Source organism: Klebsiella sp. K5-306, from assembly GCF_051835185.1.
Classification (GTDB): domain Bacteria; phylum Pseudomonadota; class Gammaproteobacteria; order Enterobacterales; family Enterobacteriaceae; genus Klebsiella; species Klebsiella oxytoca.
This window is the reverse complement of sequence record NZ_JAIFJY010000016.1, coordinates 101955-115655: the sequence shown is the minus strand read 5'-3', so window position 1 is coordinate 115655 and position 13701 is coordinate 101955. Positions and strand designations below refer to the sequence as shown.

Annotated in this window: 24 protein-coding genes; 1 reads left to right on the top strand and 23 read right to left on the bottom strand. The window is 50.5% G+C overall.

What is annotated here, in order from left to right:
* Window positions 1-5: 5 nt before the first annotated feature.
* The 16 genes from rpsH to rpsJ all read right to left on the bottom strand — a co-directional run bounded on the left by rpsH (window position 6) and on the right by rpsJ (window position 7121).
* Window positions 6-398 (bottom strand): 30S ribosomal protein S8, encoded by a 393-nt coding sequence (gene rpsH, locus K2184_RS22235; protein WP_004106343.1) that lies wholly within the window; start codon window positions 396-398, stop codon window positions 6-8.
* A 33-nt stretch (window positions 399-431) separates the two neighbouring features.
* Window positions 432-737, bottom strand: a complete 306-nt coding sequence (gene rpsN, locus K2184_RS22230; RefSeq protein ID WP_002919667.1) for a 30S ribosomal protein S14 — start codon at window positions 735-737, stop codon at window positions 432-434.
* 14 nt (window positions 738-751) lie between these two features.
* Complete coding sequence (gene rplE / locus K2184_RS22225; protein WP_001096202.1) at window positions 752-1291, bottom strand: 50S ribosomal protein L5; 540 nt, start codon at window positions 1289-1291, stop codon at window positions 752-754.
* A 14-nt stretch (window positions 1292-1305) separates the two neighbouring features.
* Window positions 1306-1620, bottom strand: a complete 315-nt coding sequence (gene rplX, locus K2184_RS22220; RefSeq protein WP_004106345.1) for a 50S ribosomal protein L24 — start codon at window positions 1618-1620, stop codon at window positions 1306-1308.
* A gap of 10 nt (window positions 1621-1630) precedes the next feature.
* Window positions 1631-2002 (bottom strand): 50S ribosomal protein L14, encoded by a 372-nt coding sequence (rplN, locus tag K2184_RS22215; protein WP_000613954.1) that lies wholly within the window; start codon window positions 2000-2002, stop codon window positions 1631-1633.
* 165 nt (window positions 2003-2167) lie between these two features.
* Window positions 2168-2422 carry a 30S ribosomal protein S17 gene (gene rpsQ / locus K2184_RS22210; protein WP_004106347.1) on the bottom strand — a complete coding sequence of 85 codons (255 nt, stop codon included), beginning with the start codon at window positions 2420-2422 and terminating at the stop codon, window positions 2168-2170.
* Window positions 2422-2613, bottom strand: coding sequence for a 50S ribosomal protein L29 (rpmC, locus tag K2184_RS22205; protein WP_002919754.1), 192 nt, complete (start codon window positions 2611-2613; stop codon window positions 2422-2424). The genes rpsQ and rpmC overlap by 1 nt, the downstream gene beginning before the upstream one ends.
* Window positions 2613-3023, bottom strand: a complete 411-nt coding sequence (gene rplP, locus K2184_RS22200) for a 50S ribosomal protein L16 (protein ID WP_002919759.1) — start codon at window positions 3021-3023, stop codon at window positions 2613-2615. Before rplP ends, rpmC begins: the two co-directional genes overlap by 1 nt.
* Window positions 3024-3035: 12 nt before the next feature.
* The gene (gene rpsC / locus K2184_RS22195; protein ID WP_004106350.1) at window positions 3036-3734 is read right to left on the bottom strand and encodes a 30S ribosomal protein S3; all 699 of its coding nucleotides are present in this window, start codon (window positions 3732-3734) and stop codon (window positions 3036-3038) included.
* A 17-nt stretch (window positions 3735-3751) separates the two neighbouring features.
* Window positions 3752-4084, bottom strand: coding sequence for a 50S ribosomal protein L22 (gene rplV, locus K2184_RS22190; RefSeq protein WP_002919773.1), 333 nt, complete (start codon window positions 4082-4084; stop codon window positions 3752-3754).
* 14 nt (window positions 4085-4098) lie between these two features.
* Window positions 4099-4377 carry a 30S ribosomal protein S19 gene (gene rpsS, locus K2184_RS22185; RefSeq protein WP_001138115.1) on the bottom strand — a complete coding sequence of 93 codons (279 nt, stop codon included), beginning with the start codon at window positions 4375-4377 and terminating at the stop codon, window positions 4099-4101.
* 16 nt (window positions 4378-4393) lie between these two features.
* Entirely contained in the window at window positions 4394-5215 is an 822-nt protein-coding gene (gene rplB / locus K2184_RS22180) for a 50S ribosomal protein L2 (RefSeq protein ID WP_000301869.1), read from the bottom strand.
* 17 nt (window positions 5216-5232) lie between these two features.
* Window positions 5233-5535: a 50S ribosomal protein L23 gene (gene rplW, locus K2184_RS22175; RefSeq protein ID WP_000617546.1), complete on the bottom strand. Its 303-nt coding sequence runs from the start codon at window positions 5533-5535 to the stop codon at window positions 5233-5235.
* Window positions 5532-6137 (bottom strand): 50S ribosomal protein L4, encoded by a 606-nt coding sequence (gene rplD / locus K2184_RS22170; RefSeq protein WP_003031119.1) that lies wholly within the window; start codon window positions 6135-6137, stop codon window positions 5532-5534. The genes rplW and rplD overlap by 4 nt, the downstream gene beginning before the upstream one ends.
* A 10-nt stretch (window positions 6138-6147) precedes the next feature.
* Window positions 6148-6777 (bottom strand): 50S ribosomal protein L3, encoded by a 630-nt coding sequence (gene rplC / locus K2184_RS22165; RefSeq protein ID WP_004106354.1) that lies wholly within the window; start codon window positions 6775-6777, stop codon window positions 6148-6150.
* 32 nt (window positions 6778-6809) lie between these two features.
* On the bottom strand, window positions 6810-7121 hold the full coding sequence (rpsJ, locus tag K2184_RS22160; RefSeq protein WP_001181005.1) for a 30S ribosomal protein S10: 312 nt from the start codon (window positions 7119-7121) through the stop codon (window positions 6810-6812).
* 378 nt (window positions 7122-7499) lie between these two features.
* On the opposite strand from rpsJ, the gene K2184_RS22155 reads away from it, so the two are divergent.
* On the top strand, window positions 7500-7976 hold the full coding sequence (locus K2184_RS22155; RefSeq protein WP_024274769.1) for a prepilin peptidase: 477 nt from the start codon (window positions 7500-7502) through the stop codon (window positions 7974-7976).
* Here K2184_RS22155 and bfr read toward each other — a convergent pair.
* From bfr to tusB, 7 genes are all read right to left on the bottom strand, one after another.
* Complete coding sequence (bfr, locus tag K2184_RS22150; RefSeq protein ID WP_004106364.1) at window positions 7960-8436, bottom strand: bacterioferritin; 477 nt, start codon at window positions 8434-8436, stop codon at window positions 7960-7962. The genes K2184_RS22155 and bfr overlap by 17 nt on opposite strands.
* Window positions 8437-8509: 73 nt before the next feature.
* The gene (bfd, locus tag K2184_RS22145) at window positions 8510-8704 is read right to left on the bottom strand and encodes a bacterioferritin-associated ferredoxin (RefSeq protein WP_004106366.1); all 195 of its coding nucleotides are present in this window, start codon (window positions 8702-8704) and stop codon (window positions 8510-8512) included.
* A 173-nt stretch (window positions 8705-8877) separates the two neighbouring features.
* Entirely contained in the window at window positions 8878-10062 is a 1185-nt protein-coding gene (gene tuf / locus K2184_RS22140) for an elongation factor Tu (protein WP_004115955.1), read from the bottom strand.
* Window positions 10063-10132: 70 nt separating this feature from the next.
* On the bottom strand, window positions 10133-12247 hold the full coding sequence (fusA, locus tag K2184_RS22135) for an elongation factor G (RefSeq protein ID WP_004115957.1): 2115 nt from the start codon (window positions 12245-12247) through the stop codon (window positions 10133-10135).
* A 96-nt stretch (window positions 12248-12343) separates the two neighbouring features.
* On the bottom strand, window positions 12344-12814 hold the full coding sequence (gene rpsG, locus K2184_RS22130) for a 30S ribosomal protein S7 (protein WP_004106370.1): 471 nt from the start codon (window positions 12812-12814) through the stop codon (window positions 12344-12346).
* Between the two features lie 95 nt (window positions 12815-12909).
* Window positions 12910-13284 (bottom strand): 30S ribosomal protein S12, encoded by a 375-nt coding sequence (gene rpsL, locus K2184_RS22125; RefSeq protein WP_002920115.1) that lies wholly within the window; start codon window positions 13282-13284, stop codon window positions 12910-12912.
* 124 nt (window positions 13285-13408) lie between these two features.
* Window positions 13409-13696 carry a sulfurtransferase complex subunit TusB gene (tusB, locus tag K2184_RS22120; RefSeq protein WP_004106373.1) on the bottom strand — a complete coding sequence of 96 codons (288 nt, stop codon included), beginning with the start codon at window positions 13694-13696 and terminating at the stop codon, window positions 13409-13411.
* Window positions 13697-13701: the final 5 nt, after the last annotated feature.

The following is a 13701-nucleotide window of genomic DNA, read 5'->3' as shown; positions in this document are numbered from 1 at the left end:
TCCGATTAGGCTACGTAGCAGATAATTTCGCCACCAAGACCAGCCTGGCGCGCTGCACGATCAGTCATAACACCTTTAGAGGTAGAAATAACCGCGATACCCAGACCCGCCATAACTTTCGGCAGCTCATCTTTACGTTTGTAGATGCGCAGACCTGGGCGGCTGACACGCTGAATGCTTTCTACAACAGCTTTACCCTGGAAATACTTAAGAGTCAGTTCCAGTTCCGGCTTGATGTCGCCTTCAACTTTAAAATCTTCAATAAAGCCTTCTTCCTTCAGCACGTTGGCAATTGCCACTTTCAGCTTGGAGGAAGGCATGGTGACCGCAGCTTTATTCGCGGCCTGACCGTTACGGATACGGGTCAGCATATCCGCGATCGGATCTTGCATGCTCATCTGTCTTTACTCCCGTGATTCAATTGGTGACAATTACCAGCTAGCCTTTTTCAGACCCGGGATTTCACCGCGCATTGCGGCTTCACGGACCTTGATACGGCTCAACCCGAACTTCCGCAGGAAACCATGCGGACGACCTGTTTGACGGCAGCGATTACGCTGACGAGACGGGCTGGAATCACGCGGCAGAGTCTGCAGCTTGAGAACAGCATTCCAACGATCTTCGTCGGTTGCGTTCACATCAGAGATGATAGCTTTCAGTTCAGCGCGTTTAGCGAAGAATTTATCAGCTAAAGCCACGCGCTTTACTTCGCGTGCTTTCATTGATTGCTTAGCCATTAAGTAACCCTACCTTACTTGCGGAACGGGAAGTCAAAGGCAGCCAGCAGAGCGCGGCCTTCTTCATCAGATTTCGCAGTAGTGGTAATGGTAATATCCAAACCACGAACGCGGTCGACTTTATCGTAGTCGATTTCTGGGAAGATGATCTGCTCACGGACACCCATGCTGTAGTTGCCACGACCGTCGAAAGACTTAGCGGACAAGCCACGGAAGTCACGGATACGCGGTACAGCAATAGTGATCAGGCGCTCAAAGAACTCCCACATGCGTTCGCCACGCAGAGTTACTTTACAGCCGATCGGATAGCCCTGACGGATTTTGAAGCCTGCAACTGATTTGCGTGCTTTGGTGATCAGCGGTTTTTGACCGGAGATTGCTGTCAGATCCGCTGCTGCGTTATCCAGCAGTTTCTTGTCAGCGATCGCTTCACCAACACCCATGTTCAGGGTGATCTTCTCGACCCGAGGGACTTGCATGACAGAATTGTAGTTAAACTCAGTCATGAGTTTCTTAACTACTTCGTCTTTGTAGTAATCATGCAGTTTCGCCATCGTACTACTCCAAATTACTTGATAGTTTCGCTGTTAGACTTGAAGAAACGGACTTTTTTGCCGTCTTCGAATCTAAAGCCTACACGGTCAGCCTTGCCGGTTGCCGCATTGAAGATTGCAACGTTAGAAACCTGAATAGCAGCTTCTTTTTCAACGATGCCGCCTGGTTGGTTCAGAGCCGGAACCGGCTTCTGGTGTTTCTTAACCAGGTTGATACCTTCAACAATGAGCTTGCCGGAAGACAAGACATTCTTAACTTTACCGCGTTTACCTTTATCTTTACCGGTTAACACGATAACTTCGTCATCACGACGGATTTTCGCTGCCATGATTCGCTCCTTAGAGTACTTCTGGGGCCAGAGAGATAATTTTCATGAACTTCTCGTTACGAAGTTCACGAGTTACCGGCCCAAAAATACGCGTACCGATGGGCTGCTCGCTGTTATTGTTTAAAATAACGCATGCATTACCATCGAAGCGAATGACAGAACCGTCCGGGCGACGAACACCCTTCTTGGTGCGCACCACTACCGCCTTCAGCACATCACCTTTTTTGACCTTACCACGCGGAATTGCTTCTTTGATGGTGATCTTGATGATGTCGCCTACGCCTGCGTAGCGACGGTGCGAGCCACCCAGAACCTTGATACACATTACGCGACGTGCACCGGAGTTGTCGGCGACGTTCAGCATAGTCTGTTCTTGGATCATTTTAGTGCTCCGCTAATGTCAACTACTACTGAGACCCAAAAATAGGGTCGTTAAAAAAGCCCCATATCGAGGGCGCGGCATTATAACACCGCAAATCAGATATGGGTAGAAAAAATAAACGGCTCATCGCTGAGCCGTTTATCCGTATCGAGAATGCGTACTGTATTACAGAACCGCTTTCTCTACAACGCGAACCAGCGTCCAGGACTTAGTCTTGGACAGCGGACGGCATTCGCGGATTTCAACCACGTCACCGATACCGCATTCGTTGTTCTCGTCATGTACGTGCAGTTTGGTCGTACGCTTGATGAATTTGCCGTATACCGGGTGTTTCACCATACGTTCGATAGCAACAACAATGGATTTCTCCATTTTGTCGCTAACCACGCGACCTTGCAGAGTACGGATTTTATCGGTCATTACGCACCCGCCTTCTGAGTCAGTAAAGTCTTAACGCGTGCAACATCACGACGCACTTGCTTCAGCAGATGAGTCTGTTGCAGCTGGCCACTTGCAGCCTGCATACGCAGGTTGAACTGCTCACGCAGCAGGTTCAGCAGCTCAGCGTTCAGCTCTTCAACGCTTTTTTCACGCAGCTCTTTTGCTTTCATTACATCACCGTCTTAGTTACAAAGGTGGTTTTGATCGGCAGTTTCGCTGCTGCCAGGCCGAATGCTTCACGGGCCAGCTCTTCCGGTACGCCGTCCATTTCATAAAGGACTTTACCCGGCTGAATCAAGGCAACCCAGTACTCCACGTTACCTTTACCTTTACCCATACGAACTTCCAGCGGCTTCTCGGTGATCGGTTTGTCCGGGAATACACGGATCCAGATCTTACCTTGACGCTTAACTGCACGGGTCATAGCACGACGTGCTGCTTCGATCTGACGTGCAGTCAGACGACCACGGCCAACAGCTTTCAGACCGAAAGTGCCGAAGCTAACATCCGTACCCTGCGCCAGACCACGGTTGCGGCCTTTGTGCACTTTACGGAATTTTGTACGCTTTGGTTGTAACATCAGCGACGCTCCTTATTTACGGCCTTTACGCTGCTGCTTTTTAGGTTGAGCAGCCGGTTCCGGTTGTTCAACAGCAGCCATACCACCCAGGATCTCACCTTTGAAGATCCATACCTTAACGCCGATTACACCGTAAGTGGTGTGCGCTTCAGAGGTGTTGTAGTCGATGTCAGCACGCAGAGTGTGCAGCGGTACGCGACCTTCACGGTACCATTCGGTACGTGCGATTTCCGCGCCGCCCAGACGGCCGCTAACTTCAACTTTGATACCTTTAGCGCCCAGACGCATTGCGTTCTGTACAGCACGCTTCATAGCACGACGGAACATAACGCGACGTTCCAGCTGAGAAGTGATGCTGTCAGCAACCAATTTAGCGTCCAGTTCAGGCTTACGAACTTCGGCAATATTGATCTGTGCAGGCACGCCAGCGAGATCCGCGACGACCTTGCGCAGTTTTTCTACGTCTTCGCCTTTCTTACCGATAACGATACCCGGGCGAGCGGTGTGAATGGTCACACGAATGCTCTTAGCCGGACGCTCGATAACGATGCGAGATACAGACGCTTTCGCCAGTTCCTTAGTCAGGTACTGACGTACTTTAAAATCGCTGTCCAGGTTGTCAGCGAATTCTTTGGTGTTCGCAAACCAGGTAGAGTTCCATGGTTTTACAATACCCAGGCGAATACCATTAGGATGTACTTTCTGACCCATTGCTAGTCTCCAGAGTCTCAGCGATCGGACACAACCACAGTAATGTGGCTGGTGCGCTTCAGGATGCGATCTGCACGACCTTTAGCACGCGGCATAATGCGCTTCATGCTCGGGCCTTCGTCTACGAAAATTTTCGCAACTTTCAGATCATCAATGTCAGCGCCATCGTTGTGTTCAGCGTTAGCAATGGCAGATTCCAGTACCTTCTTGACCAGTACAGCAGCTTTCTTGTTGGTGTAGGTCAGAATATCCAGGGCCTGCGACACTTTCTTACCGCGAATCAGGTCAGCAACAAGGCGTACCTTCTGAGCAGAAGAACGAGCATGGCGATGTTGAGCTAAAGTTTCCATCTCTTCCTCCTACCTTATTTCTTCTTCGCTTTTTTATCAGCAGCGTGGCCGCGATAAGTACGAGTCGGTGCGAATTCACCCAGTTTGTGACCAACCATTTCGTCGGAAACAAAAACTGGAACGTGCTGACGACCATTATGGACAGCGATGGTCAAACCGATCATGTTAGGAAAGATCGTTGAACGACGGGACCAAGTGCGCAGGGGCTTCTTGTCTCCGCTTTCCACCGCTTTCTCTACCTTCTTCAGCAAGTGCAGGTCAATAAAAGGACCTTTCTTGAGAGAACGTGGCATGGCTTATCCTCTAAAATTATTTGCTACGGCGACGTACGATGAATTTATCAGTACGCTTGTTGCTGCGGGTCTTCTTACCTTTGGTCTGAACGCCCCACGGAGTTACCGGGTGCTTACCAAAGTTACGACCTTCACCACCACCATGTGGGTGGTCGACTGGGTTCATCGCAGTACCGCGAACGGTAGGACGAACGCCACGCCAGCGTGCAGCACCTGCTTTACCCAGAACGCGCAGCATATGCTCAGCATTGCCAACTTCGCCCAGAGTAGCGCGGCAGTCTGCTTCGACTTTACGCATTTCACCAGAACGCAGACGCAGGGTGACATAAGCACCATCGCGAGCAACGATCTGAACGTAAGTACCAGCGGAACGAGCCAGCTGACCGCCTTTACCTGGTTTCATTTCTACGTTATGAACGGTAGAACCAACCGGGATATTGCGCATCGGCAGGGTGTTGCCTGCTTTGATTGCAGCATCAACGCCAGACTGAATCTGGTCGCCAGCTTTCAGGCCTTTAGGGGCCAGAATGTAACGGCGCTCACCGTCTTTGTACAGAACCAGCGCGATGTTCGCGGAGCGGTTCGGATCGTACTCAAGACGTTCAACAACTGCCGGGATACCATCTTTGTTGCGTTTGAAGTCAACAATACGGTAGGCCTGTTTGTGACCACCACCGATATGACGAGTGGTGATACGGCCATTGTTGTTACGACCACCGGATTTGCTGTTTTTTTCAACCAGCGGAGCAAAAGGTTTGCCCTTGTGCAGCTCTGGGTTGACCACTTTAACAACGTGGCGACGACCCGGAGATGTCGGTTTACATTTAACAACTGCCATTGTATTACTCCTCCGACTTACTCAGCGCCGCCGACGAAGTCCAGATTCTGGCCTTCCTTCAGGGTGACGTAAGCTTTTTTCCAGTCGCTACGACGACCGATACGCTGTCCGTGACGTTTAACTTTCCCTTTAACCACCAGGGTGTTAACGACTTCGACTTCGACTTCAAACAGTTTCTGCACAGCAGCTTTGATCTCTGCTTTGGTCGCGTCTTTAGCAACTTTGAGAACGATGGTGTTAGTTTTTTCCATCGCAGTAGACGCTTTTTCAGAAACGTGCGGTGCGCGCAGCACCTTCAGCAGACGTTCTTCACGAATCATGCCAGCATCTCCTCAACTTGCTTAACAGCATCAGCAGTCATTACGACTTTGTCGAAGGCGATCAGGCTAACCGGGTCGATACCAGTTGCATCACGTACGTCAACCTTGTGCAGGTTGCGCGCAGCAAGGAACAGGTTCTCGTCCAGCTCACCGGTGATGATCAGCACATCTTCCAGAGCCATGTCTTTCAGTTTCTGTGCCAGCAGCTTAGTTTTAGGCGCTTCTACAGAGAAAGATTCGACAACGATCAGACGATCCTGACGTACCAGTTCGGACAGAATGCTTTTCAGCGCGCCGCGGTACATCTTTTTGTTAACTTTTTGACTGTGGTCCTGCGGACGAGCAGCGAAGGTCACGCCACCTGAACGCCAGATCGGGCTCTTGATAGAACCTGAACGCGCACGGCCGGTACCTTTCTGGCGCCACGGCTTTTTGCCTGAACCAGTTACTTCAGCACGAGTCTTCTGAGCACGAGTACCCTGACGAGCACCAGCTGCATAAGCAACTACAACCTGGTGAACCAGCGCTTCGTTGAAATCACGACCGAAGGTAGTTTCGGAAACAGTCAGCGCGCTCTGCGCGTCTTTCAATACTAATTCCATTGCTATCCCCTTACGCCTTCACAGCTGGTTTAACGATCAGGTCGCTACCGGTTGCACCCGGGACTGCACCTTTAACCAGCAGCAGGTTGCGCTCAGCGTCAACACGTACTACGTCCAGGCTCTGAACGGTTACACGTTCGTTACCCAGCTGACCTGCCATTTTCTTGCCTTTGAACACTTTGCCCGGAGTCTGGTTCTGACCGATAGAACCCGGAACGCGGTGAGACAAGGAGTTACCGTGAGTTGCGTCCTGGGTACGGAAGTTCCAGCGCTTAACGGTACCAGCAAAACCTTTACCTTTAGAGGTACCGGTTACGTCAACTTTTTTAACGTCAGCAAACAGCTCAACGCTAATGTCCTGACCTACGGTGAACTCTTCGCCGTCAGCCAGACGGAATTCCCACAGACCACGGCCAGCTTCAACGCCAGCTTTAGCGAAGTGACCCGCTTCCGGTTTGGTTACACGGTTAGCTTTTTTAGCACCAGTGGTAACCTGAACGGCACGGTAGCCATCGTTAGCCAGATCTTTAACCTGAGTAACGCGGTTTGCTTCAACTTCGATTACGGTTACTGGGATAGATACGCCATCTTCAGTGAAGATGCGGGTCATGCCCACTTTTTTACCGACTAAACCAATCATTGTTTCAACCTCTCAATCGCTCGATGACCTGATTAACCCAGGCTGATCTGCACGTCTACACCGGCAGCCAGATCCAGACGCATCAGAGCATCAACGGTTTTTTCAGTTGGCTCAACGATGTCAACCAGACGCTTATGAGTGCGGATTTCGTACTGATCGCGCGCGTCTTTGTTAACGTGCGGAGAGATCAGAACGGTAAAGCGCTCTTTGCGGGTCGGCAGCGGGATCGGACCACGGACTTGCGCACCAGTGCGCTTAGCAGTCTCGACGATTTCCGCGGTTGATTGATCGATCAGACGATGATCAAACGCTTTAAGGCGGATACGGATTCTTTGGTTCTGCATGAGACCAGAGCTCCAATTATTTTATAGACGAAATGGTTACTCCTCATACCCATTACGATTGATGGGAGAGTGTAACCGTTCTTACATAGTTCCCCAATTGGGAACATTGTTTGGTAGCTTGTTGCTGCTACCAGGGTTCATATCGAACCGGCCGTCAACTTTGACAGGCCCGCGCATTATACGCAAATTCAGCCACAACGCAAGTACTGCGTAGAAAATCATCACTTCTTTCTGCGAGTCCGCTTCCGCTCACGCCGTAACGCAACCTGTAGACATAAAAAATTTGGATAAGTCAGTCCATTCCCGGTCATTGGCCTTTGCCAGATGCTCTCCACCTCAGCACACTCGGTGCTAACAGCCACAACATGGAGAAAATCAATGGCAGTTGCGAACGTTGTCTTCTTTATTATCTACGGCGGCTTATTGCTCACTCTCAGCTGGCACGATCTGCGCTATGGCTTGCTACCCGATAAATTCACCTGCCCTCTGCTCTGGAGCGGGCTGCTTTACTATGTATCTATGTCGCCGGTCAATCTTCCGCATGCGGTATGGGGAGCGATAGCAGGCTATCTGGCCTTTGCGTTGATTTATTGGTTCTACAGGGGAGTACGTGGGTCTGAAGGTATCGGCTACGGTGATGTAAAGTTACTCGCCGCACTCGGAGCCTGGCATGGCTGGAGAGCTTTACCGCAGCTGGTTCTTATCGCAACGATTCTGGCATGCGCTGCCGTAGCAGTAGTGATTCTACGCACCAGAGAAAGAGAGGCATTACATAACCCGCTACCTTTTGGCCCTTTTCTGGCCGTAGCGGGTTTATCATCTGAAGGTATGACCTTTCTTAGTCCGCCACTTTAATCTGCGACTGAAGATAATTCTGCAGACCAATTTTAGCTATGAGATCCAGTTCGGTTTCAAGCCAATCGATATGCCCTTCTTCGTCTGCAAGGATAGTGATTAACATATCCCGGCTGACGTAGTCATGGACGCTGTCGGCATAGGCAATGGCTTCTCGTAGATCCTTTGCCCCTTCCAGTTCCAGCCTCAGGTCAGATTGCAGCATCTCCTCGACGTCCTCCCCAATGCGGAGTTTACCGAGGTCCTGCAGGTTAGGGATCCCCTCAAGAAACAAAATACGCTCGATATACTTATCGGCATGCTTCATTTCATCGATGGATTCATGGTATTCGACATCATTGAGGCGCATCAGGCCCCAGTTTTTGAACATTCTCGCATGGAGAAAGTACTGATTAATTGCGACCAGCTCATTTCCCAATAATTTATTGAGATAACTTATGATTTTGACATCACCTTTCATTATATAGTCCCTCCGCTTCCACTTATTGAAGCGTAGTTCGGGCTATTAGGATGTCAAAGTTAAGCCGTGGTCTTCAGGCAATCTCTTGATATTCCGGCATGCGAGTTAATTCATCTTCCATAATTTCTCTGGCCGCGCGCACACACTTACCGCATTGATTTCCCACGGGAATAAATTTGCGCAACTGCTGGAAAGATTGAGGGTGAAACTGGCGCACAGCCTGACGAATTTTTTTATCGTTCACACCATTACACAGACAAACGTACATACATACTCCCGTTCAACTTACAGGCGAAGTGTAAATGAGAATAGTTATGATTACAATAGTCTGTTTATTAAATATACATGTCATTTATTCTCTGTAATCTTTCACGGATATGCTCTCAAATTACAGACAGCAAAAAGGGCGCCTTAGCGCCCTTTTTCATTCCGGACTAATAATTAGCCGAGAACTTTAGCAACAACGCCCGCGCCAACGGTACGGCCGCCTTCACGGATTGCGAAACGCAGACCGTCGTCCATCGCGATCGGGTGGATCAGGGTAACAACCATTTTGATGTTGTCGCCCGGCATAACCATCTCTACGCCTTCCGGCAGTTCGATGGTGCCAGTCACGTCAGTTGTACGGAAGTAGAACTGCGGACGGTAGCCTTTGAAGAACGGAGTGTGACGGCCGCCTTCGTCTTTGGACAGGATATAAACTTCAGATTCGAACTTGGTGTGCGGCTTGATAGAGCCCGGCTTAGCCAGTACCTGACCACGTTCGATTTCTTCACGTTTGATACCACGCAGCAGAACACCAACGTTCTCACCAGCACGGCCTTCGTCCAGCAGTTTGCGGAACATTTCAACGCCAGTACAGGTAGACTTAGCAGTGTCTTTGATACCAACGATTTCAACTTCTTCGCCAACTTTGATGATACCGCGCTCTACACGACCGGTAACAACGGTACCACGACCGGAGATGGAGAATACGTCTTCGATCGGCAGCAGGAACGGCTTGTCAATCGCACGCTCTGGTTCCGGAATATAAGAATCCAGGAAGCCAGCCAGTTCGATGATTTTAGATTCCCACTCAGCGTCGCCTTCCAGAGCTTTCAGAGCAGAACCACGAACGATCGGAGTGTCGTCGCCCGGGAAATCGTACTGAGACAGAAGTTCACGAACTTCCATTTCAACCAGTTCCAGCAGCTCTTCGTCATCAACCATGTCGCACTTGTTCAGGAACACGATGATGTACGGAACGCCTACCTGACGACCCAGCAGGATGTGCTCACGAGTCTGCGGCATCGGGCCGTCAGTCGCAGCAACAACCAGGATCGCGCCGTCCATCTGCGCAGCACCGGTGATCATGTTTTTAACATAGTCGGCGTGGCCCGGGCAGTCTACGTGCGCGTAGTGGCGAGTCGGGGTGTCATATTCAACGTGGGAAGTGTTGATGGTGATACCACGAGCTTTTTCTTCCGGCGCGTTATCGATCTGGTCGAATGCGCGAGCAGCACCACCGTAGGTTTTAGCCAGAACGGTAGTGATTGCAGCGGTCAGAGTAGTTTTACCATGGTCAACGTGGCCGATAGTACCGACGTTGACGTGCGGTTTTGTACGTTCAAATTTTTCTTTAGACACGGCTATATTCCTTACTATAGTGCTCTCCCCTTCAGGAGAGAGCACGGGACTTTGGTTTTAACCCTGCGGCTTATTTACCACGGGCTTCGATTACGGCCTGAGCAACGTTGTTCGGCGCATCATCATACTTCAGGAACTCCATGGAGTAAGAAGCACGACCTTTGGTCAGAGAACGCAGCTGAGTTGCATATCCGAACATTTCAGACAGCGGAACTTCAGCGTGGATCACAACGCCAGTCACGTTGGATTCCTGACCGCGCAGCATACCGCGACGACGGCTAAGGTCACCGATAACGTCACCAGTGTTCTCTTCCGGAGTTTCTACTTCAACCTTCATGATCGGCTCAAGCAGAACTGGTTTCGCTTTCTTAAAGCCATCTTTGAAGGCAATAGAAGCGGCCAGTTTAAACGCCAGTTCAGAGGAGTCAACGTCGTGGTAAGAACCGAAGTGCAGACGCACGCCCAGATCAACTACCGGATAACCAGCCAGAGGGCCAGCTTTCAGCTGCTCCTGGATGCCTTTATCAACGGCCGGGATGTATTCACCAGGAATTACACCACCTTTAATGTCGTTGATGAACTCGTAACCTTTCGGGTTAGAGCCCGGCTCCAGCGGGTACATGTCGATAACGACGTGACCATACTGACCGCGACCACCAGACTGTTTAGCGTGTTTACCTTCGATATCGGTAACTTTCGCGCGAATCGCTTCACGGTAAGCAACCTGAGGTTTACCGACGTTCGCTTCAACGTTGAATTCACGTTTCATACGGTCAACGATGATGTCGAGGTGCAGCTCACCCATACCGGCGATGATAGTCTGGTTAGATTCTTCATCAGTCCATACGCGGAAAGACGGGTCTTCTTTAGCCAGACGGCCCAGAGCCAGACCCATTTTTTCCTGGTCAGCTTTGGTTTTCGGTTCAACGGCGATAGAGATTACCGGCTCAGGGAATTCCATACGCTCCAGAATGATCGGCGCGTTAGGATCACACAGAGTATCACCCGTAGTAACGTCTTTCAGACCGATAGCAGCAGCGATATCGCCCGCGCGAACTTCTTTGATCTCTTCACGTTTGTTAGCGTGCATCTGTACGATACGACCGAAACGCTCACGAGCAGCTTTCACGGAGTTCAGGATGGTATCACCAGAGTTAACCACACCAGAGTACACGCGGAAGAAGGTCAGGTTACCCACGAACGGGTCGGTAGCGATTTTGAATGCCAGAGCAGCAAACGGCTCATCATCGCTAGCGTGACGCTCAGCAGGAGTATCTTTACCATCGTCCAGGATACCGTTGATCGCAGGAACGTCGACCGGGGATGGCAGGTAGTCAACTACCGCATCCAGCATCGCCTGTACGCCTTTGTTCTTGAACGCAGAACCACAGGTTACAAGGATGATTTCGTTATTCAGAACGCGCTGACGCAGAGCAGTTTTAATCTCTTCTTCAGTCAGTTCTTCGCCACCCAGGTATTTTTCCATCAGCTCTTCAGAAGCTTCAGCAGCGGACTCGATCAGGTTCTGGTGCCATTCTTCGGCCAGTTCCTGCATGTCTGCCGGAATATCTTCGTAAGTGAAGGTTACGCCTGCATCTTCTTCGTTCCAGTTGATGGCTTTCATTTTCACCAGGTCAACAACACCGGTGAACGCTTCTTCAGCGCCAATCGCCAGCTGCAGCGGAACAGGGTTCGCGCCCAGACGGGTTTTGATCTGACCAACAACTTTCAGGAAGTTCGCACCCATACGGTCCATTTTGTTAACGAACGCAATGCGCGGAACTTTATATTTGTTTGCCTGACGCCATACGGTTTCAGACTGAGGCTGAACACCACCAACTGCGCAGTAAACCATTACTGCACCATCAAGCACACGCATGGAACGTTCTACTTCGATAGTGAAGTCAACGTGCCCCGGGGTGTCGATGATGTTTACGCGATGCGGTTCATACTGCTTAGCCATACCTGACCAGAATGCAGTAGTCGCTGCGGAGGTGATAGTAATACCACGCTCTTGCTCCTGCTCCATCCAGTCCATGGTGGCAGCGCCGTCATGAACTTCACCGATTTTGTGGTTTACACCGGTGTAGAACAGAATACGTTCGGTAGTAGTAGTTTTACCGGCGTCGATGTGCGCACTGATACCGATGTTACGGTAGCGTGCGATGGGTGTTGTACGAGCCATTTGATTCCTCGTTTATTTCTTTAGGCGTTCAGTTAAGTTATCCAAAACGGGCGACTTACCTGAAGCGCCCGCCTGGTGACTAAGACTCCGAAGGGATTACCAACGGTAGTGTGCGAACGCCTTGTTGGCTTCTGCCATACGGTGAACGTCTTCACGTTTCTTAACTGCAGTACCTTTGTTGTCTGCAGCATCAGAAAGTTCGTTCGCCAGACGCAGAGCCATGGATTTATCACCACGTTTACGAGCAGCTTCAACGATCCAACGCATTGCCAGAGCATTACGACGAACCGGACGGACTTCAACTGGAACCTGATAAGTAGAACCACCAACGCGGCGGGACTTAACTTCGACAGTCGGGCGAACGTTGTCGAGAGCGACTTCGAATGCTTCCAGTTCATTTTTACCAGAGCGCTGAGCCAGGGTCTCCAGCGCGCTGTATACGATTGCTTCTGCAGTAGATTTTTTACCATCTACCATCAGGATATTTACAAATTTAGCCAGCAGTTCTGATCCGAACTTAGGATCCGGCAGGATTTTACGCTGACCAATGACGCGACGACGTGGCATGGAAATACTCCGTTGTTAATTCAGGATTGTCCAAAACTCTAAGAGTTTAGTTTGACATTAATATAAAACGTTTGGCCTTACTTAACGGAGAACCATTAAGCCTTAGGACGCTTCACGCCATACTTGGAGCGAGCTTGCTTACGGTCTTTAACGCCGGAGCAGTCAAGCGCACCACGAACGGTGTGGTAACGAACACCCGGAAGGTCTTTAACACGACCGCCACGGATCAGGATCACGGAGTGCTCCTGCAGGTTGTGACCTTCACCACCGATGTAGGAGGTGACTTCGAAACCGTTAGTCAGACGCACACGGCAAACTTTACGCAGTGCGGAGTTCGGTTTCTTAGGAGTGGTGGTATATACACGAGTACATACGCCACGTTTCTGCGGGCAGGCTTCCAGCGCCGGCACGTTGCTCTTTGCAACTTTGCGCGCGCGTGGTTTGCGTACCAGCTGGTTAATTGTTGCCATTAAATAGCTCCTGGTTTTAGCTTTTGCTTCGTAAACACGTAATAAATCGCCTCATATAATATGAGGACGCAGAATTTTAGGGCGGTGCCGAAAAGGTGTCAAGAAATATACAACAATCCCGCCATTACCAGGACAACTGACCGGCATGTTTGACTGAAAGTCTGACGAAATCAGTATAGCTAACCCTGACGACACTGTCCGCAATTTGACCAGCCAGCCCGCGGGCTTCGATATCGTCTTGCAGAGCGTAGAGGGATATGGGGGCAGATTGCAGGATTTCAAGGAAACGGCCTTGAGCGACAGCGGCGATAACGCCGTCCGACAGCAGCAGCAGCTCGTCACCTTCTTTTATCAAACGGAGCATAGCCGCAATATCGGCGTGCCAGGGGGATGTGCTTAATGTGTGGAGCATTCAGA